Annotated in this window: 17 protein-coding genes; 6 read left to right on the forward strand and 11 right to left on the reverse strand. The window is 68.1% G+C overall.

Annotated features, from left to right (window positions below):
- Nucleotides 1-12: 12 nt before the first annotated feature.
- A complete protein-coding gene (gene folD, locus J2X58_RS05720; RefSeq protein WP_310046940.1) occupies nucleotides 13-867 on the reverse strand; it encodes a bifunctional methylenetetrahydrofolate dehydrogenase/methenyltetrahydrofolate cyclohydrolase FolD in 855 nt (284 codons plus the stop codon).
- Nucleotides 868-1,085: 218 nt separating this feature from the next.
- On the opposite strand from folD, the gene J2X58_RS05725 reads away from it, so the two are divergent.
- Nucleotides 1,086-1,664, forward strand: a complete 579-nt coding sequence (locus J2X58_RS05725; protein ID WP_310046941.1) for a GNAT family protein — start codon at nucleotides 1,086-1,088, stop codon at nucleotides 1,662-1,664.
- Nucleotides 1,665-1,680: 16 nt separating this feature from the next.
- On the opposite strand, the gene moeB is transcribed toward J2X58_RS05725, so the two are convergent.
- From moeB to ndk, 8 genes are all read right to left on the reverse strand, one after another.
- Complete coding sequence (gene moeB / locus J2X58_RS05730; protein ID WP_310046942.1) at nucleotides 1,681-2,850, reverse strand: molybdopterin-synthase adenylyltransferase MoeB; 1,170 nt, start codon at nucleotides 2,848-2,850, stop codon at nucleotides 1,681-1,683.
- 26 nt (nucleotides 2,851-2,876) lie between these two features.
- Nucleotides 2,877-4,274, reverse strand: a complete 1,398-nt coding sequence (gene der, locus J2X58_RS05735) for a ribosome biogenesis GTPase Der (RefSeq protein WP_090178868.1) — start codon at nucleotides 4,272-4,274, stop codon at nucleotides 2,877-2,879.
- A gap of 23 nt (nucleotides 4,275-4,297) precedes the next feature.
- Nucleotides 4,298-5,497, reverse strand: a complete 1,200-nt coding sequence (gene bamB, locus J2X58_RS05740; RefSeq protein ID WP_090053310.1) for an outer membrane protein assembly factor BamB — start codon at nucleotides 5,495-5,497, stop codon at nucleotides 4,298-4,300.
- Nucleotides 5,494-6,144 carry a tetratricopeptide repeat protein gene (locus J2X58_RS05745; protein WP_090053309.1) on the reverse strand — a complete coding sequence of 217 codons (651 nt, stop codon included), beginning with the start codon at nucleotides 6,142-6,144 and terminating at the stop codon, nucleotides 5,494-5,496. The genes bamB and J2X58_RS05745 overlap by 4 nt, the downstream gene beginning before the upstream one ends.
- Nucleotides 6,145-6,295: 151 nt before the next feature.
- Nucleotides 6,296-7,261, reverse strand: coding sequence for a RodZ domain-containing protein (locus tag J2X58_RS05750; protein WP_090053307.1), 966 nt, complete (start codon nucleotides 7,259-7,261; stop codon nucleotides 6,296-6,298).
- 89 nt (nucleotides 7,262-7,350) lie between these two features.
- Nucleotides 7,351-8,121 (reverse strand): type IV pilus biogenesis/stability protein PilW, encoded by a 771-nt coding sequence (gene pilW, locus J2X58_RS05755; RefSeq protein ID WP_090053306.1) that lies wholly within the window; start codon nucleotides 8,119-8,121, stop codon nucleotides 7,351-7,353.
- Nucleotides 8,111-9,247, reverse strand: a complete 1,137-nt coding sequence (rlmN, locus tag J2X58_RS05760) for a 23S rRNA (adenine(2503)-C(2))-methyltransferase RlmN (protein WP_090053304.1) — start codon at nucleotides 9,245-9,247, stop codon at nucleotides 8,111-8,113. Before rlmN ends, pilW begins: the two co-directional genes overlap by 11 nt.
- A complete protein-coding gene (ndk, locus tag J2X58_RS05765) occupies nucleotides 9,244-9,669 on the reverse strand; it encodes a nucleoside-diphosphate kinase (protein WP_090178861.1) in 426 nt (141 codons plus the stop codon). The genes rlmN and ndk overlap by 4 nt, the downstream gene beginning before the upstream one ends.
- Before the next feature lie 250 nt (nucleotides 9,670-9,919).
- Here ndk and J2X58_RS05770 point away from each other — a divergent pair, with 250 nt between their 5' ends.
- The 4 genes from J2X58_RS05770 (at nucleotide 9,920) to J2X58_RS05785 (ending at nucleotide 15,318) form a co-directional block, all read left to right on the forward strand.
- Nucleotides 9,920-10,582, forward strand: a complete 663-nt coding sequence (locus J2X58_RS05770) for a TetR/AcrR family transcriptional regulator (RefSeq protein ID WP_090053301.1) — start codon at nucleotides 9,920-9,922, stop codon at nucleotides 10,580-10,582.
- Between the two features lie 33 nt (nucleotides 10,583-10,615).
- Nucleotides 10,616-12,985: a 3-hydroxyacyl-CoA dehydrogenase/enoyl-CoA hydratase family protein gene (locus J2X58_RS05775; RefSeq protein ID WP_310046946.1), complete on the forward strand. Its 2,370-nt coding sequence runs from the start codon at nucleotides 10,616-10,618 to the stop codon at nucleotides 12,983-12,985.
- 50 nt (nucleotides 12,986-13,035) lie between these two features.
- Complete coding sequence (locus J2X58_RS05780) at nucleotides 13,036-14,244, forward strand: acetyl-CoA C-acyltransferase (RefSeq protein ID WP_090053299.1); 1,209 nt, start codon at nucleotides 13,036-13,038, stop codon at nucleotides 14,242-14,244.
- 150 nt (nucleotides 14,245-14,394) lie between these two features.
- Nucleotides 14,395-15,318, forward strand: coding sequence for an MBL fold metallo-hydrolase (locus J2X58_RS05785; protein WP_310046949.1), 924 nt, complete (start codon nucleotides 14,395-14,397; stop codon nucleotides 15,316-15,318).
- Nucleotides 15,319-15,344: 26 nt separating this feature from the next.
- Here J2X58_RS05785 and J2X58_RS05790 read toward each other — a convergent pair whose 3' ends face one another.
- Together J2X58_RS05790 and J2X58_RS05795 are read right to left on the reverse strand one after the other, a co-directional pair.
- A complete protein-coding gene (locus J2X58_RS05790) occupies nucleotides 15,345-15,680 on the reverse strand; it encodes a tRNA-binding protein (protein ID WP_090178851.1) in 336 nt (111 codons plus the stop codon).
- 1 nt (nucleotide 15,681) lies between these two features.
- The gene (locus J2X58_RS05795) at nucleotides 15,682-16,956 is read right to left on the reverse strand and encodes an FAD-binding oxidoreductase (protein WP_310046952.1); all 1,275 of its coding nucleotides are present in this window, start codon (nucleotides 16,954-16,956) and stop codon (nucleotides 15,682-15,684) included.
- Between the two features lie 183 nt (nucleotides 16,957-17,139).
- Here J2X58_RS05795 and J2X58_RS05800 point away from each other — a divergent pair, with 183 nt between their 5' ends.
- On the forward strand, nucleotides 17,140-17,664 hold the full coding sequence (locus J2X58_RS05800; RefSeq protein ID WP_090053293.1) for a 3-hydroxyanthranilate 3,4-dioxygenase: 525 nt from the start codon (nucleotides 17,140-17,142) through the stop codon (nucleotides 17,662-17,664).
- The last annotated feature ends 34 nt before the right edge of the window (nucleotides 17,665-17,698 follow it).

Raw genomic sequence — 17,698 nt, forward strand, 5'->3', positions numbered from 1 at the left:
TCTCGCGGACACTCAGGCGTCGAGCGCTTCCGCGGCTTCCAGCGTGTTCTCCATGAGGGTCGCGACCGTCATGGGGCCGACGCCGCCCGGGACCGGCGTGATCCAGGATGCCCGTTCGGCCGCGGCGTCGAACTCGACATCGCCGACCAGGCGACCGTCTTCAAGGCGATTGATGCCGACGTCCACGACCACCGCGCCGGGCTTGACCCACTCGCCCATGACCAGGCCCGGCTTGCCGGCGGCGACGACGAGGATGTCGGCCTGGCGCACGAATCCGGCGAGATCCTGCGTGAACTTGTGGCAGCAAGTCACTGTCGCGCCGGCAATAAGTAGCTCAAGAGCGAGCGGGCGGCCGACGTGGTTGGACACACCCACGATCACCGCGTGCCGGCCACGCACCGGGTAGTCGGTATGGCCCAGAAGCGTCATGACGCCCTTGGGCGTGCAGGGGCGCAGGCCGAACCGGCGCAGCGCGAGCCGCCCGACATTGACGGCCTGGAAGCCGTCGACGTCCTTGAGGGGATCGATGCGGTCGACCAGCGCCTCCTCGTCGATGTGCGCGGGCAGCGGCGACTGCACGAGGATGCCGTGCACGGCCGGGTCGGCGTTGAGCGTGTCGATGAGCGCGAAGAGCTCGTCCTGCGTCGTCGATGCCGGGAGGTCGTAGCCGAACGACTCGAAGCCCACCTGCTGGCAGGCGCGGCGCTTGTTGCGCACGTAGACCGCGGACGCCGGATCCTCGCCCACGAGGACGACGGCGAGGCCCGGCGCGCGGCGCCCGTCGCTCACGCGCTTGGCGACACGGCGCGCGATGTGGTCGAGCAGTTCCTGGGCGATGCGTTTGCCGTCGAGGATGCGTGCGGTCATGGGATTCGCCCTGCGGAAAGCGCCGCATTATCGACGATCGCGCGTGCCGATGACAGGCTGCATGGCGCGCGATGCGGCGAGCACCCATCGCCGATACGATCGGCTCCCACTCCTTCGGTAGGTGCACCGTGCGGTATGCCGGTGGGAGCCGATCGCATCGGCGATCCCGCGGCGCGGGCCTCGTGCGGGTGACGTCGACGCCTGCCTAGAATGGACGCATGACCATCGAGACGCTTCCCTACCCGACCGACCTCACCGACGGCGTGGTCTCGCTACGCGCGCACCGTGCCGACGACGCGGCGCCACTGGCCGAGGCGGTTCGCGAGTCGGTCGACACCGTCGGTCGCTGGCAGGACTGGTGCCATGCCGGCTACGACGCGAACGACGCCCGGGGGTGGCTCGACCTGTGCCGCCGCGACTGGCTGCTGGCCGACGGCTTCGAAATGCTGATCGTGGACGCGCGCACCGACCGCCTTCTCGGCGGCATGGGCGTCAACCAGCGAAACAAGGAGCAGCGGTTCGCGAACCTCGGCTACTGGGTTCGCCAGTCGGAACAGGGGCGCGGCATCGCCACGCGGGCCGGACGCCTGGCGATCGGGTTCGCCTTCGACCGGGTGCGGGTCGAGCGCCTCGAGATCGTGGTCGCCGTAGGCAACGAGCCTAGCCGCAGGACGGCTGAACGACTTGGAGGCAGATTCGAAGGAGTATTGCGTAACCGACTGGTGGTAAACGGATCATCCGTGGATGCGATGATGCATTCGGTCATCAGGAGTGACCTGGTCAGCGCCGGCACGTAGGCTTGCGCAAGCGCCCTCAGCCGGCCGCGGCGCACATCCGCTCGAGGTCGACGTAGCCCTCGAACCGAGCGTCCGGACCGCAACCGGGGCAATGCGGATCCCGGCGGAGGGTCAGCTCGCGAAAGCGCGTGCCGAGGGCGTCGTAAGTGAGCAAGCGCCCCACCAGCGGCTGACCGAGGCCGAGCACCAGCTTCATCGCCTCGGTGGCCTGCACCATCCCGACGAGTCCCGGAAGCACGCCAAGCACACCTGCCTCGCTGCAGTTCGGCGCGTCGGCGGCCGACGGTGGCTCGGGGAAGAGGCAGCGATAGCACGGCGAATCGTCGCGTCGCGGATCGAAGACGCTCGCCTGCCCCGTGAACCGCTCGATGGCGGCGTAGACCATGGGGATGCCGAGGCGCCGCGTCGCGGCGGCCAGCAGATAGCGCGTGGCGAAGTTGTCGGCGCCGTCGATCACCACGTCGTGATCCCGGATGAGCTCTTCGACATTTTCCGCGCGCAGGCGATCGACGATGGTCGTCACCTTCACCCGCGGATTCAGGGCCGACAAGGTCAGACGCGCGGACTCCGCCTTGCCCATCCCCACGCGCGGATCGGCGTGGATCACCTGACGGTGGAGGTTGGATCGCTCGACGCGATCGTCGTCGACGACCGTGATGTGTCCGACGCCCGCGGCGGCGAGGTAGAGCAAGGCGGGTGCGCCCAGTCCGCCCGCGCCGGTGACGACGACGCGCGCCGCCGCGAGCTTCGCCTGCCCTGCTTCGCCGACCTGCGGCAGCAGCACCTGGCGCGCGTAACGCTCGGCGGCGTCGCCGTCGAGCACGCCGGCCGCGACCGGCAGCCCGGCCGCCTTCCATGCGCCCATGCCGCCGGCGACCGACGACACCCGGCGGTAACCCATGCGTTGCAGCGTGTCGGCGGCGAGCAGCGAGCGCTGACCGCTGCCGCACAGCAGGAGCACGTCGCGCCCGCGGTCCGGCTCGGACTGTTCGATGCGGAGTTCGAGATAACCGCGCGACAGGCCGAGCGCGCCGGCCGGGGAACCCGTGGCGCGCTCGTTGTCCTCCCGCACGTCGACCAGCAGCGCGCCACCCAGTTGCCGGGCGAGCGCCTCGGTGGCGGTCACTTCCGGAACGCGGGACCGAAGCTCGGCCAGCCAGCGGTCACGGTTGAGGTCTTCGGTCATGCGAGGCTCCTCGACGAGGGCGACGCTTACTTCTCGCGTCGCTTCGCGTTACGGATCATGCGCTGGCGGCGGCGCTGCTGCCCTTCCGTCAGCACGTTCTTCTTGCCGGCGAACGGATTCTCGCCATCGCGGAAATCGATGCGCACCGGCGTGCCCTCCAGGCGGAACCGCTTCCGGAAGAAGCCTTCCAGGTAGCGACGATACGCTGGCGCGATGTGTTTGGTGCGGCTGCCGTGGATCACGATGGTCGGCGGGTTGGAGCCACCCGGATGCGCGTAGCGCAGCTTGGGCGCGTGGCCGCGGACCAACGGCGGCTGGTAGGCCTCGTACGCCTTCTCCAGCGTCCGGGTCAGCTCGCTCGACGTCAGTTCCTTGGTGGCAGCGGCGTGGGCGCGGATGACGGCCTTCATCAGCTCGCGCAGGCCGGAGCCATGCAGCGCCGAGATGAACACGGTCTTCGCCCACTCGGCGAACTGCAGGCGGCGCTCCAGTGCCTTCTGGGTCTGCTCGCGCTGGTAGCTGTCCATGCCGTCCCACTTGTTGACGGCGATGACGAGGGCGCGACCTTCCTCGATGGCGTGGCCGATGAGCGTGAGGTCCTGATCGGCCAGGTTCTCACGCGCGTCGATCATCACGACCGTCACCTGCGACGCAGCAATGGATTGCAAGGTCTTGATGACGCTGAACTTCTCGACCGCCTCCTCGACGCGCGAGCGACGGCGGACACCGGCGGTGTCGACCAGCGTGTAACGCCGGCCGTCGCGCTCGAGTGGCACCCGGATCGGATCGCGCGTGGTACCCGCCAGATCGGAAACGATGAGGCGATCCTCGCCGAGCAGGCGATTGATCAGCGTCGACTTGCCCGCGTTCGGGCGACCCACGATGGCCACCCGGATGCCCTGGTCTTCGAGGGCCGGGTCGTCGTCGGTGTCGTCCGGAAGGTGCGGGATCGCACGGGCGACGAGGACGTCGACGCCACGGTTGTGCGCGGCCGACATCGGCAGCGTCTCGGCCACGCCGAACGAGCTGAACTCGCCCAGCGCGACGAGCTCGTCCACGCCGTCGGTCTTGTTGACGACGACGATGACGGGCTTGCCGCTACGGCGGAGCTCGGTGAGGATCGCGGCATCGAGCGGCAGGATGCCATCACGGGCATCGACCACGAACACGAGCAGGTTCGCTTCCGCGATCGCGGCACGAACCTGCTGCGCGGTGAGGCCTTCGATGCCCTCGTCGCTGCCGGAGAGACCACCGGTGTCCACGACCACGAAGGGGCGCGGACCGAGCCGACAGACACCGTAGTGCCTGTCGCGGGTGACGCCGGGCATATCGGCGACGAGGGCGTCCCTGCTACGCGTCAGCGCATTGAAGAGGGTCGACTTACCGACATTGGGGCGGCCGACCAGGGCGACGACGGGTAGCATGGGAGATACATCTTTCCTGAGGATCAGTTCGCCGGGATGCGGTAGGCGCCGATGTGGCCCTCGACATCCTCGACGTACACGGTGTCACCCACCACGAGGGGCTGGGCACGAATGGCTTTCTTGGACAGGCGCTCGCGCGCGGCGATGCTGCCGTCGCTGGCGTTGAGCCAGTGGATGTGGCCGTCGAGATCGCCCACCACCGCGTAGTTGCCCTGGGCCGCCGGGCCCGTGACCCAACGGTACTTCAGGGCGTCCTGCTTCCAGATGCTGGCGCCGCTCGACTTGTCGAACGCGTAGACCTGCGACTGATCGTCGGCACCGTAGATGGCGTTGCCGTGGACATCGAGCGAGGTGAAGGTCGAGAAGGCATGGTTCCACAGCGGGCGACCGCTCGGACCGTCGATCGACGTCAGCTGCCCATGGTAGGCGGCGCCGTAGAGCGAGGTACCGTCCAGCACGAGCGCGCCGTCGGCGTCCGCGAGACGGTCGATCTCGGTGCGGCCTTCGCCGCTGGCGAGCGTCTGCTCCCAGAGCTTCTCGCCATTGTCGAGGCGCACGGCGACCAGCTTGCCGGCGTCGCTGCCGAAGAACACGACGCCGTTGGCGACGAGCAGGCGGCCGTTGCCGCGCAGGCTGAGGAGCGGCACCTGCGACTGGTCGTACACCCAGCGACGCTCGCCGGTCTTCGCATCGATGCCGTAGACACGGCCGTCGTTGCAGCGGACGACGACGAACTCGCCGACGATGGCGGGCGCGGTGATGACCTCCGACGAGACCTCGGCGACCCAGCGGCGTTCGCCGTCCTTCGCGTTCATGCCGTAGACGTGGCCGTCGAGCGTGCCGATGGCGAGGAGGTCGCCGGCCACGCCGGGGCCACCCGAGAAGCGGGCGTCCTCGCGCTTGGCGTCGCCCCAGCCGAACCAGCCGTGCTGGCGCGTGCTCTTCGACCAGAGCGTCTTGCCGGTGTTGGCGTCGAAGGCGCGGATCTTGCCGTCGGTGCTGGCGGCGTAGAGCACGCCGTCGGCCACGGCCGGGCGCATGCGCACGCCGGACTCGGCGGCGCCGTCACCGACGCTGGATTTCCAGAGGCGGTCGACCTTGAGCGTCGGCTCGAATTTCTTGTCGAGCGGGGTCGGCGGTTCGACGTTTTCCTTCTTGAACGAATGGCAGCCGGCCAGGACGGCCAGCGAAGAGGTCAACGCGATTGCCACGAAACGTTTCATGCACCCTGCTTCCCGGCCACGGCCAGATCATCGAGTTTGGTTTGAACCACACCGCGCTGCGGTGCGCTGTCGCCCATCGCGGCGATCGCCGCCTGATAGGCCTTGCGTGCGTCGTCCGGGCGTCCCAGCTTGACCAGCGCGTCGCCGCGGAGTTCCTGCGAGAGCGCGACGAACGACTTGCCCTGCATGGCGTCGAGCGCCGCGATGGTGTCCTGCGGCTTGCCCTGCGCGAAGCGCAGGCGCGCGGCATTCAGTTCGACCAGGGCCTTGAGGGTTTCGTCCTTCGCATGGGCCTTGGCCCATTCGATGTCGCCGGAGGCCTTGTCCGCCTGCCCGGCCAGGACGCTGCGCTGGGCGCGCTCGCCGGCGGCGAAGATCGACCAGGCGGTGTCCGAGTAGTCCTTCATCAGGGTATCGGTGCGCAGGTCGATCTCGTTCTGACGACTCTGGGCGACCGCGAGCTGCAGGGCCGAATATTCGGCGGCGGCGGCCTGCTCGTGGCCCGCGCGGTGCGACTTCCACTGCTGCCAGCCGAAGATCAGCACCAGCCCGAGAGCGACACCGACGGCGATCGAAACGCCATTCTTGCGCAGCCACTGCTGTACGCGTTCGCCCTGCTCGTAGTCGTCGTAAATGTCGAAAGCCATGCAATCACCCACTGCGCTCCGCGCAGCAAACCAAGGTGGGAACGAGCCCGTGCCGGCCATCGGGGATGGCGGCGCGGATCAATAGGCAAGGATACCCGAAAAGACGGGGGCCGGGCGGCGCCGCGCGGTGCAACGCGCGGCGCGCCGGCGATCAGAAGGCGACCGGTGCCGCCTTGCCGTCGCGGATGTCGACGCGGAACCGGGCCACGTTGGCGCGGCGGAACGCATCGAGCTGCACGGGCTGACCATCGACGGTCACCTGCGCGGCCGAGGCGTTCCCGATGCGGACGTCGAGCGGGCTGTCGCTGCGGTACGACTTCTGCGTGCCGGCGGGCAGGATGCCGTATTCGAGGCGCGAACCGTCCGCGGCGGTCACTTCCACCCAGCTGGCGGCCGGAAGGTTCAGGCTGAGGCTGTGGGCACCCGCGCCGCTGGCGGCGGCTTCGGGTGCGGCAGCGGCCGTCGCGAGCGGCGTCCGCGTCGCCGAATGATCGAGCGGCGGGAACATCGCCATCGAGGCGAGCAGCGGCTGCTGCTCCTCGGGACGCGGCTCCTGGACCGGCGCCGGCCGGCTCTCGGTGCTGGCGACGCTGGTCGCGGCGCTGCTGCTCGCCGGTGCCGGCGCGTCCTGCTGGGCCACGGGCGCGGCATCCAGCGGCGCGAGGCGCGCCATGTCGCGATCGAGCGTGCCGCGCACGCCGAGCCAGACCATCGGCACGACGATCACCGCGGTCAGCACCACATAGGTGGCGGCCGTGAGGTAGCGCTCGAACAGGTAACGCGAATGCGAGACGCCGCCGGTAACCACGAGTTCGGGTTGGCGGGGCGTGTGCCGCGCCAGTTCGGCCTGGATCTCGGACTCGTCGATGCCCAGGTGCGTGCCGTACTTGGTCAGGTAACCGGCGAGGTAGACCTGGTAATCGATGCCGCCGTACTCGCCAGCCTCTAGCTGGCGAAGGAGGCGCGTCGGCAGGCGCAACGCCTGGCCGCAGGCCTCGATGGTGTAACCGCGGGCCTCACGGGCCGCGCGAAGGCGTGCGCCGAAACCGGCGGTGTGGCCGCCGAGATCGATCAGTACCCGCCCCTCTTCACTGCTGGCTTCCACCTGGGGATCCATGGCGTTCTCCCTGTCTGCATTCGGCTCGAGACCGGCGAACAAATCCTGCTCGCGTCCATCCCGACCGGAAGAATTCGAAGATACTGGGGTCATTGACGTGCGGCGACTTCGAGTGCGCGCGCGGGTTCCGAATCCGGGAACGTTTCGCGCAGGCGTTTTGCATAGTCCTGGGCACCCTCCCCGTTGCCCAGACGGAGCTCGATATCGTGACCGAGCTTCAGCGAATCCGGACTCGGTGCCCCCACCGCTTCGTAACGCTGCAGGAAAGCGCGGGCCCGGAATGCATCGTTCGTAAGGTACAACACGTGCGCCATCTGATACAGGGCATCGGCGTTATTCGGATTGCGCGCGAGCGCCTTCCGGAAATAATCCTCCGCCGACGCGTAATCCTGCGACTGCAACTGGCAGGTGCCGGCATTCGTCATCGCGAGATCGGGCGTTTCGTAGAATGGATCCGCGAGCGCCCGGTCGAAGAAGGCCTTCGCCTCCGCCGGACGGTGCTGCTTGCATAGGAAGACAGCGAGATTGTTGTTCACCGAACCCTTCTTCGGATCGTACTCGACGGCCTTGCGATAGTGCAGTTCGGCGTTGACCGGATCGTTGATGCGCTCGTAGAGCACCGCGATCACCGTCTGCGCCGGAACGTATTTCGGGTCGAACTGGAGCGCCTTCTGCAGTTTTTCCATGGCGCCCTTGAGGTCGCCGTTCTGCATGTAACGCTGGCCCAGCTCGGTATGTACTTCCGCACCCTTGGCGCGGTCTTCCGCGGCGGTCGAAGGCTTCAGCCCCGAACCATCCCCCACGCAGCCGGTGCACGCCAGGGCGAGCACCGCCAGCATCCCCCACCGCTCAAGCCGCATTCACCACTCCCTCTCCGAGTTTCTTGCGGAACTCCGCCTGCCGGCGGGTACGGTCGACCACCTGCCCCTTGAGCTGGCCACAGGCGGCGTCGATGTCGTCGCCACGGGTGCGACGGAGCATCGTCAGCACGCCGGCGTTGAGCAACTGCGTCTGGAAATTACGGATGGCTTCCTGGCCCGAGCGCTCGAAACGCGCGCCCTCGAACGGATTGAACGGGATCAGGTTGACCTTGTTCGCGCCGGGCAGCCGGCGCATGAACTTGATCAGCTGGCGCGCATGTTCCGGCTGGTCGTTGACGCCCTTCATGAGCGTGTACTCGAACGTGATGGACGTACGCGGCGCGCGCTGGATGTAGCGCTCGCACGCACCCATCAGCTCGGCCAGCGGGTAGCGCTTGTTCAGCGGAACCAGCTCTGTGCGCAGCTCGTCGTTCGCCGCGTGCAGCGACACCGCGAGCGAGACGTCGCTCTCCGCCGAGAGGCGGTCGATCATCGGCACGAGGCCCGCCGTGGACAGCGTGACGCGCTTGCTCGCCAGGCCGAAGCCCAGGTCGTCGCGCATCAGGCTCATGGCCTTGACCACGTTGTCGAAGTTCAGCAGCGGCTCGCCCATGCCCATCATCACCACGTTGGTGATGCGGCGCTGCTGGTGCGGCACGTTGCCGAGATGTTTGGCCGCCACCCAGACCTGGCCGATGATCTCGGCGGTGGACAGGTTGCGGGAGAAGCCCTGGGTCGCCGTGGAGCAGAACTGGCAGTTCAGGGCGCAGCCGACCTGCGACGACACGCAGAGCGTGCCGCGGGTCGGCTCCGGGATGTAGACCGTCTCGATGGCGTTACCGCCATCCATGCCCAGCAGCCACTTGTGGGTGCCGTCGACCGCGCCCTTTTCGAACACGGTCTTCGGCGGCCCGATGTAGCAGGTGGCGTCGAGCTTCTCGCGAAGCGCCTTGCCGACGTCGGTCATCTTCCCGAAATCGCTTTCGAGACGGTGGTATATCCACTTCATGACCTGCTCGGCGCGGTACGGCTTCTCGCCGATCTGGGCGAAGAAATCGCGCAGACCCTTGCGGTCGAAGTCGAGCAGGTTGACCTTTTCGGCGGGCGTGTTCACGGCGGTTCTCAGTGGGAAACGACTTCCGAGTCGTTGAAGAAGTACTTGATCTCGATCGCGGCGTTCTCGAGCGAATCCGAGCCGTGGACGGCGTTGGCGTCGATCGATTCGGCGAAGTCGGCGCGGATGGTGCCGGCAGCGGCTTCCTTCGGATTGGTGGCGCCCATGAGGTCGCGGTTCTTGAGCACCGCGCCCTCGCCTTCCAGCGCCTGGATCATCACCGGGCCGGAGATCATGAACTCGACGAGCGCGCCGAAGAACGGACGCTCCTTGTGCACGGCGTAGAAGCCTTCGGCCTCTTCGCGGGTCAGCTGCTTCATCTTGGCGGCGACGATCTTGAGGCCGGCCTTCTCGAAGCGGGCAAGGATTTCGCCGATGACGTTCTTCTTGACGGCGTCCGGCTTGATGATCGAAAGGGTGCGCTCCAGCGCCATACGGGTGCTCCGGGAAAGTGAAGACAAGGAAAGACAAGAAGTGCTGACAGGGCCCCATGGGGACCCTGATGGAAGTTTGCGGCCAAAGCCGTCCGGAATGACTGACTTAGCGCACGAAATCTTGACAGATTCTAGCTCAATCGCAAGCCGTTTGCAGGCATGTGCGGTCGCAGATTGACCACCGTGGGCTGGCGGGCGTACTCTCAAACGATCGTTTGATTCAAACTGTCCGCCAGCCGAGTCCGCCGATATGACGAGTGCACCCTACGCTTCCCGCGAACGCACCACGAAAGAGCGCATTCTCGGCGCCGCTGAGACACTCTTCGCCACCCACGGCTTCGCCGGCGCGTCCCTCCGTCAGGTGACCGCGGCGGCCCGGGTCAACCTCGCGGCGGTGAACTATCACTTCGGATCCAAGGACAAGCTGATCGAGGAGGTCTTCCGCCGCCGCCTTGACGAACTCAACAGCCGCCGCCTGGCCGCGCTGGGCAAGGTCGCCGGGCTGGAGACGACCCGCCTCGAGGACGTCCTCGACGCCTATATCCGTCCCGCGCTCGACCTGTCGCGCAACGACGGCGGTGGCGCCGCCTTCGTCCGCGTGCTCGCCCGCGCCTACGCCGAGCACAACGAGACCCTCCGCCGCTTCCTGTCCGACAACTACGGCCACATCCTGCGCCAGTTCGCCGCCGAGTTCGGCCGGCTGCTCCCGGGCCTGGGCAAGGAAGACATCTACTGGCGCCTGGACATCGTCACCGGCGCCCTGACCTACGCGATGGCCGACTTCGGCATCATCCAGCGCAAGACCGACGTCGCCGAGCGCGACCACCGCGAGACCGCCGCCGAGCAGCTCATCCGCTTCGCCGCCGCCGGCCTGCGCGCCCCTTCCGTTTCGAACGCCACGGCCACCCGCTGACCGAGGCGATCCTTGAGCACCCCGGAGATCACCATGACCGCAACACCGTTACGCATTCGCAAGGCCGCGGTACTCGGCGCCGGCGTCATGGGCGCGCAGATTGCCGCGCACCTGACGAACGCCAACGTCGAAACCGTGCTGTTCGACCTGCCCGCGAAGGAAGGTCCGAAGAGCGGCATCGCCCTCAAGGCGATCGCCAACCTGGCCAAGCTCTCCCCGGCTCCGCTCGCCGAGAAGAGCCTCGGCGCCGCGATCATTCCGGCGAACTACGAGGACGACCTCGCCCAGCTCGCCGACGTCGATCTCGTCATCGAGGCGATCGCCGAACGGATGGACTGGAAGCTCGACCTCTACACGAAGATCGCCCCGCACGTCTCGAAGACGGCCGTGCTCGCGAGCAACACGTCGGGCCTGTCGATCAACGGCCTCGCCGAGGCCCTTCCGGAAGCGCTGCGCCACCGCTTCACGGGCGTGCACTTCTTCAACCCGCCGCGTTACATGCATCTCGTCGAGCTGATCCCGACGAAGCTGACCGACGCGACCGTGCTGGAAGGCCTCGAGGCGTTCCTGACCACCACGCTCGGCAAGGGCGTGGTGTACGCGAAGGACACCCCGAACTTCATCGGCAACCGCATCGGCGTGTTCTCGATGCTGTCCACCATGCACCACACCGAGCAGTTCGGCCTCGGCTTCGACACCGTCGACGCGCTGACCGGCCCGGCCATCGGCCGTCCGAAGAGCGCCACGTTCCGCACCGCGGACGTCGTCGGCCTCGACACCCTGGCGCACGTGGTCAAGACCATGAGCGACACCCTGCCCGACGACCCGTGGCATGCGTTCTTCCAGCCCCCGGCGTGGCTCAAGGCCCTCATCGAGAAGGGTGCGCTGGGCCAGAAGACCGGCGCGGGCGTCTATCGCAAGGCCGGCAAGGACATCGTGGTGCTCGACCTGCAGAAGCAGGACTACCGCGTCTCCGAGCAGAAGGCCTCCGACGAGGTGTCCGCCATCCTCGCCATCAAGGACCCGGCCGAGAAGTTCGCGAAACTGCGCGCCTCGTCCGACCCGCAGGCGCAGTTCCTCTGGGCGGTGTTCCGCGACCTCTTCCACTACACCGCCTATCACCTGGCCGACATCGCCGATACCGCCCGCGACGTCGACTTCGCCATTCGCTGGGGCTACGGCTGGAAACTCGGTCCGTTCGAGATCTGGCAGTCGGCCGGCTGGCAGCAGATCGCCGGATGGATCGCCGAGGACATCGCCGCGGGCAAGGCCATGAGCAGCGCGCCCCTGCCGGCCTGGGTCACGGACGGCCGCACCGGCGTGCACGGCAAGACCGGCTCGTATTCCGCCAGCGCGAAGGCCGAAAAGCCGCGCTCGGCCCACCCGGTCTACGCCCGCCAGGCGTTCCCCGATCCGATCCTGGGCGAGACGTTCGACAAGGGCACCACGGTCTGGGAAAACGACGGCGTGCGCCTGTGGACCTCGGGCGACGACATCGGCGTCATCTCGTTCAAGACCAAGATGCACACGGTCAACGACCACGTGCTCGACGGCATCCAGCACGCGATCGGCCTGGCCGAGCAGCAGTTCCGCGGCGTGGTGCTGTGGCAGCCGTCCGAGCCCTTCTCGGCCGGCGCCGACCTCAAGGGCGCGCTCGGCCTGCTCAAGGAGGGCAAGCTCGCGCAGTTCGAAGCCATGGTGGCCAACTTCCAGGCGACCAGCATGCGGATCAAGTATTCGCTGGTTCCGGTCGTCGCGGCCGTGCGCGGGCTCGCGCTCGGCGGCGGCTGCGAGTTCCAGATGCACGCGGCGCGCACCGTCGCGGCGCTCGAGAGCTACATCGGCCTGGTCGAAGCCGGCGTGGGCCTGCTGCCCGCCGGCGGTGGCCTGAAGGAACTGGCGGTCCGCGCCGCGCAGGAGAACCCGGCCGACCCGTTCGAATCGCTGAAGAAGGTGTTCGAGACCGTCGCGATGGCGAAGGTGTCGGCCAGCGCCCTCGAGGCGAAGTCGCTCGGCCTGCTGCGCAAGGACGACGTCGTGGTCTTCAACAGCTACGAGGTCCTGCACGTCGCCAAGGCGCAGGCGCGCGCCATGGCCGAGTCGGGCTACCGGCCGCCGTTGCCGGCCCGTGCCATCCCGGCCGCGGGCGACGTGTCCACCGCCACGTTCAAGGCGTCGCTGGCGAACCTGGCCGAGGGCTACTTCGCCTCGCCGCACGACATCGAGATTGCCAGCCGCATCGCCGACACCCTCTCGGGCGGAAAGATCGAGCGCGGTTCGCTGGTGGACGAGGCGTGGCTGCTCGCGCTGGAACGCCGCCACTTCGTGGAACTGGCGCAGACCGAAAAGACCCAGGCCCGTATCGCCCACACGATGACGACGGGGAAGCCGTTGCGTAACTGACGCGCCACGCGCTCTGACGCACCACGACTTCCCCCATTGAGGAACCATCCATGAGCAAGCAAGTGCAAGACGCCTACATCGTCGCCGCCACCCGTACGCCGGTCGGCAAGGCGCCGCGCGGCGTATTCCGCAACACCCGTCCCGACGACCTCCTCGCCCATGTCATCCGCAGCGTGATCGAGCAGGCGCCGGGCATCGACCCGTCGCTCATCGCGGACGCCGTCATCGGCTGCGCGATGCCGGAAGCCGAGCAGGGCATGAACGTCGCGCGCATCGGCGTGCTGCTGGCTGGTCTCCCGGAACAGGTCCCGGGCGTCACCATCAACCGCTTCTGCTCCTCGGGCGTGCAGGCCATCGCGATGGCCGCCGACCGCATTCGCCTGGGCGAGGCCGACCTCATGCTCGCCGGCGGTACCGAGTCGATGAGCATGGTGCCGATGATGGGCCACAAGGTCGCCATGAACCCGGCGATCTTCGAGAACGACGAGAACCGCGCGATCGCCTTCGGCATGGGCATCACGGCCGAGAAGGTGGCCGAGCGCTGGAAGGTCAGCCGCGAGGACCAGGACGCCTTCGCGCTGCAGTCGCATCAGCGCGCCATCGCGGCCATCGCCGCGGGCGAGTTCAAGGACGAGATCACGCCGTTCCAGCTCGACGACCGCTACCCTGATCTCAAGAACCACAGCGTCCGCGAGGACCGCCGCGTCATCGACACCGACGAGGGCCCGCGTCAGGACACCTCGCTCGAGGTGCTCGGCAAGCTCCGCCCCGTGTTCCGCAACGGCCAGTTCGGCGGCTCGGTCACGGCTGGCAACTCCTCGCAGATGTCGGACGGCGCGGGTGCCCTGCTCATCGCCAGCGAGAAGGCCATCAAGGACTACGGCCTGACCCCGCTCGCGCGGTTCGTGGGCTTCTCGGTGGCCGGCGTCGCGCCGGAGATCATGGGCATCGGCCCGAAGGAAGCGATTCCGAAGGCGCTCAAGCAGACCGGCATCACGCAGGACCAGCTGGACTGGATCGAGCTGAACGAGGCCTTCGCGGCCCAGGCCCTGGCCGTGATCCGCGACCTCGGCCTCGATCCGTCGAAGGTGAACCCGCTGGGCGGCGCCATCGCCCTCGGCCACCCCCTCGGCGCCACGGGCGCCATCCGCGCCGCGACGCTGATCCACGGCCTGCGTCGCCGCAAGCAGAAGTACGGCATGGTGACCATGTGCATCGGCACGGGCATGGGCGCCGCGGGCGTGTTCGAGGCGCTCTGACGCACAGGCACGGCACTCGTAGGAGCGCGCCCTGCGCGCGACATCTTTTCGCGTGAGAGCCAGGGATCCGATGCTCTCCGCTGCAAAAGCTGTCGCGCGCAGGGCGCGCTCCTACACCCGGACGGCCGCTCGCTGGCGTACGCTACGGACATGCACGGCATCCACACCATCGATACCGGCTTCGGCCGGCCGAACTTCGACGCCGCCTACCTCGTCGTGGAACGCGGGCGCGGCGCCTTCATCGACAGCGGCACGCCGCACGCCCTGCCGCGGTTCCTCGACGCGATCGCCGCCGCCGACCTCGAACCGAAAGACGTCGACTGGGTGATCCTCACCCACGTGCATCTCGACCACGCCGGCGGCGCGGGCGAACTGATGCGCCACCTGCCCCATGCCATGCTGGCCGTGCATCCGCGCGGCGCGCGTCACATGATCGATCCGTCGGTGCTGATCGCGGGCGCCTCGGCGGTCTACGGCGAGGACGTGGTGCGCCGCGACTACGGTGAGATCGTGCCGGTGGCGAAGGATCGTGTGATCGAAGCGACCGATGGCTTCGTCGTCGACCTGGCCGGACGCGCCCTGCTCTGCCTCGACACGCCCGGGCACGCGAAGCACCACATCGCGATCCACGACGAACGCGCGAACGCCTTCTTCACCGGCGACATCTTCGGCCTGTCCTATCGCGAACTCGACACGGCTGCCGGGGCCTTCATCATCCCGACCACGTCGCCCGTGCAGTTCGATCCCGACGAGGCGCATGCGTCCATCGAGCGCATGATGCGCTACGAGCCGGAGGCCATGTACCTCACGCACTACGACCGCGTGACCGACGTGAAGCGCCTCGCGAACGACCTGCACGAGCAGATCGACGCCATGGTCGCGATCGCCCGGCGTCACGCCGGCGCGGCGGACCGGGAGGATCGCATCGCCGAGGCGTTCGCGGAACTGTACGTCGCCCGCGCCCGGAAGCACGGTGTCGCGCTGGGCACGGAGGCGATTCTCAAACTAATGAAGATCGATATCCGCCTGAACGCGCAGGGCATCGTCGTCTGGATGGATCGCGTCGCGCGCTGAGTCGCCTCACCCGCCACGGGACACGACTAAGCCAGCCGCGCCCCGTTCGGCACCGGCCGCTCGGTGGTCGTGATCACCACGCCGTCGTCGGTGTGGAATCCGGTGAGCAGGAACTGCGAGCGGAACGGACCGATCTGCTTCTCCGGAAAATTGATCACGCCGACGATCTGCCGGCCGACCAGCTCTTCCGGCTGGTAGATGTTCGCGATCTGCGCGCTGGTCTTCTTCTCGCCATGCGGCCCGAAGTCCGCCCAGATCTTGTACGCGGGCCGACGCGCCTCGGGGAAGACCTCGGCGCGCACGATCGTGCCCGCGACGAGCATCACCTTTTCGAAGTCGGCCCAGCTGATCTCTTCGCTCATCTCATCCTTCCAGTCGTGACTTGAACCAGTCGCCCAGTTCGTATTTCCAGTACGTGCCCTGCGCGGCAAGATAACCGAACGGACGATGCACGGGCTCGAGGCCGAAGGCCTCGTACGCGTCGAGGCGCGTCTCTCCCGCGGCGATGGCGTCGGCCAGCGCCTCGCCCGCCGCGCACGTGGGCGCCAGGCCGTGGCCTCCGAACGCCTGCGCGTACCAGAGTCCGTTGCCGTGCGTACCCACCTGGGGCATCTCGTGCCGCGCATAGCTCATCATGCCCGACCAGGCCTGTTCGATGCGCGCCTCCTTCAACGACGGAAAGACACGCGCCATGTCCCGCCTGAGCAGCCGCTGCACCGCGCGGGGCGAGCGATCGCGGACCGAGATCCGTCCGCCCCAGAGCAGGCGCGTATCCGGCAGCGGGCGGTAGTAATCGAAGGCGAAGCGCGTGTCGTAGATCGCGGCGCGCGTGCGCAGGCACTCGCGCAGCCGGTCGCCCAGCGGCTCCGTGACCATCACGTACGTGGCGATCGGCAACACCGCCCGGTCGATGGAACGATCGAGCCCCGCCAGGTAGCCACCGCAGGCCAGCACGACCTGCGGGGTCTCGATCTCGGCGTCGCCCACGCGGAGGATCCAGCGGGGACCCTTGCGCTCCAGCATGCGCACGCGCGAGCCCTCGTGGATGCCGACGCCTACCCGCTCCGCCGCTGAAGCGAGTCCGCGCGCGTACGCCAGCGGATCGATGTGCAGCGCGTTCCGTTCGTAGAGGCCGTCGTGGTACCGCGGACTCCGCACGAACTCATGCATCGCGTCTTCGGGAATCCACTGCCATTCGGTGCCGTAGTGCTCGGCCAGCAGCTGCTGGCGCGAGCGCAGCACCTTCGCGTCGCGGAACCAGTTGGCCCAGACGACGCCGGCATCCACGGCATCGCAATCGATCGACAGGGCCGCGATCCGCTCGCGGATCAGGTTCACCGCGTCCACGGTGCGCGCGTAGAGCGCGCGGGCGCGATCGGGACCGGCGCGTTCCAGGAGGGCTCGCTCGCCGAGCGAGTAGCCCGCGAAGACGAAGCCGCCGTTGCGGCCCGACGCACCGAACCCGATGTACTTCGACTCCAGCAGCACGATGTCGCGTACGCCGCGCGCGGCGAGGCCGAGCGCGGTGTTGAGTCCCGCGAAGCCGCCGCCGACGATCACCACCGCGGCCTCGCGACGGCCCCGCGGCGGCGGTCGCGACGGCGGTGCGGCGATTCGGTCGTGATACCACGACGGCATGCGGTCGGATTCCTGCCAGGAAAACCACCGTTGTACGGCAGAGCGGCGCGCGGCGGAAGATGCCGTCAGGGGCGCGCTGCCGATTCCCGGCGGGCGCCGATCGCACCGGCGATCCCGCGCGAGCGCGCCGACGGGCGGGGGCGCCGGGAGTATCATGCGGCGATCTTCCACCGAACGCCGACCATGAGCCTCCTTCCGCCCATCGACCTCCAGCGCTGGATCGACGACAACCGCGCCCTGCTCAAGCCACCGGTCGGCAACAAGTGCATCGTCGACGGCGACTTCATCGTGATGATCGTCGGCGGTCCCAACGCACGCACCGACTATCACTACGACGAGGGTCCGGAGTTCTTCTACCAGCTCGAGGGCGAGATGGTGCTGAAGGTCCAGGACGAGGGGCAGGCCCGCGACATCCCGATCCGCGCGGGGGAAGTGTTCTACCTGCCGCCCCGCGTCCCGCATTCGCCGCAGCGCATGCCCGATTCGATCGGCCTCGTGATCGAGCGGCGTCGGCTCGCGGACGAGAAAGACGGCCTGATGTGGTTCTGCCAGGTCTGCAACCAGAAGCTGTTCGAGGAGTACTTCCCGCTCGGCAGCATCGAAAGCGATTTCCCGCCCGTGTTCGAGAAGTTCTATCGCTCGCTGGATGCACGCACCTGCCGGAACTGCGGCGCGGTGCACCCGGCGCCCGCGAAGTACGCCGACTGAGGCGAGCACCCTTCGCCCGCGAGCTGGCTCCCAC

Origin of the sequence: Luteibacter sp. 3190, from assembly GCF_031456385.1 — a bacterium.
GTDB lineage: Bacteria > Pseudomonadota > Gammaproteobacteria > Xanthomonadales > Rhodanobacteraceae > Luteibacter.

Excerpts from the sequence above, each read along its gene's own strand:
- ndk (WP_090178861.1), bottom strand. The coding sequence starts at position 9,669 with ATGGCGCTGGAGCGCACCCTTTCGATCATCAAGCCGGACGCCGTCAAG.
- J2X58_RS05795 (WP_310046952.1), bottom strand. The coding sequence starts at position 16,956 with ATGCCGTCGTGGTATCACGACCGAATCGCCGCACCGCCGTCGCGACCG.
- J2X58_RS05790 (WP_090178851.1), bottom strand. The coding sequence starts at position 15,680 with ATGAGCGAAGAGATCAGCTGGGCCGACTTCGAAAAGGTGATGCTCGTC.
- J2X58_RS05775 (WP_310046946.1), top strand. The coding sequence starts at position 10,616 with ATGACCGCAACACCGTTACGCATTCGCAAGGCCGCGGTACTCGGCGCC.
- bamB (WP_090053310.1), bottom strand. The coding sequence starts at position 5,497 with ATGAAACGTTTCGTGGCAATCGCGTTGACCTCTTCGCTGGCCGTCCTG.
- moeB (WP_310046942.1), bottom strand. The coding sequence starts at position 2,850 with ATGACCGAAGACCTCAACCGTGACCGCTGGCTGGCCGAGCTTCGGTCC.
- J2X58_RS05750 (WP_090053307.1), bottom strand. The coding sequence starts at position 7,261 with ATGGATCCCCAGGTGGAAGCCAGCAGTGAAGAGGGGCGGGTACTGATC.
- pilW (WP_090053306.1), bottom strand. The coding sequence starts at position 8,121 with ATGCGGCTTGAGCGGTGGGGGATGCTGGCGGTGCTCGCCCTGGCGTGC.
- J2X58_RS05745 (WP_090053309.1), bottom strand. The coding sequence starts at position 6,144 with ATGGCTTTCGACATTTACGACGACTACGAGCAGGGCGAACGCGTACAG.
- der (WP_090178868.1), bottom strand. The coding sequence starts at position 4,274 with ATGCTACCCGTCGTCGCCCTGGTCGGCCGCCCCAATGTCGGTAAGTCG.
- J2X58_RS05800 (WP_090053293.1), top strand. The coding sequence starts at position 17,140 with ATGAGCCTCCTTCCGCCCATCGACCTCCAGCGCTGGATCGACGACAAC.
- J2X58_RS05725 (WP_310046941.1), top strand. The coding sequence starts at position 1,086 with ATGACCATCGAGACGCTTCCCTACCCGACCGACCTCACCGACGGCGTG.
- J2X58_RS05770 (WP_090053301.1), top strand. The coding sequence starts at position 9,920 with ATGACGAGTGCACCCTACGCTTCCCGCGAACGCACCACGAAAGAGCGC.
- J2X58_RS05780 (WP_090053299.1), top strand. The coding sequence starts at position 13,036 with ATGAGCAAGCAAGTGCAAGACGCCTACATCGTCGCCGCCACCCGTACG.
- folD (WP_310046940.1), bottom strand. The coding sequence starts at position 867 with ATGACCGCACGCATCCTCGACGGCAAACGCATCGCCCAGGAACTGCTC.
- J2X58_RS05785 (WP_310046949.1), top strand. The coding sequence starts at position 14,395 with ATGCACGGCATCCACACCATCGATACCGGCTTCGGCCGGCCGAACTTC.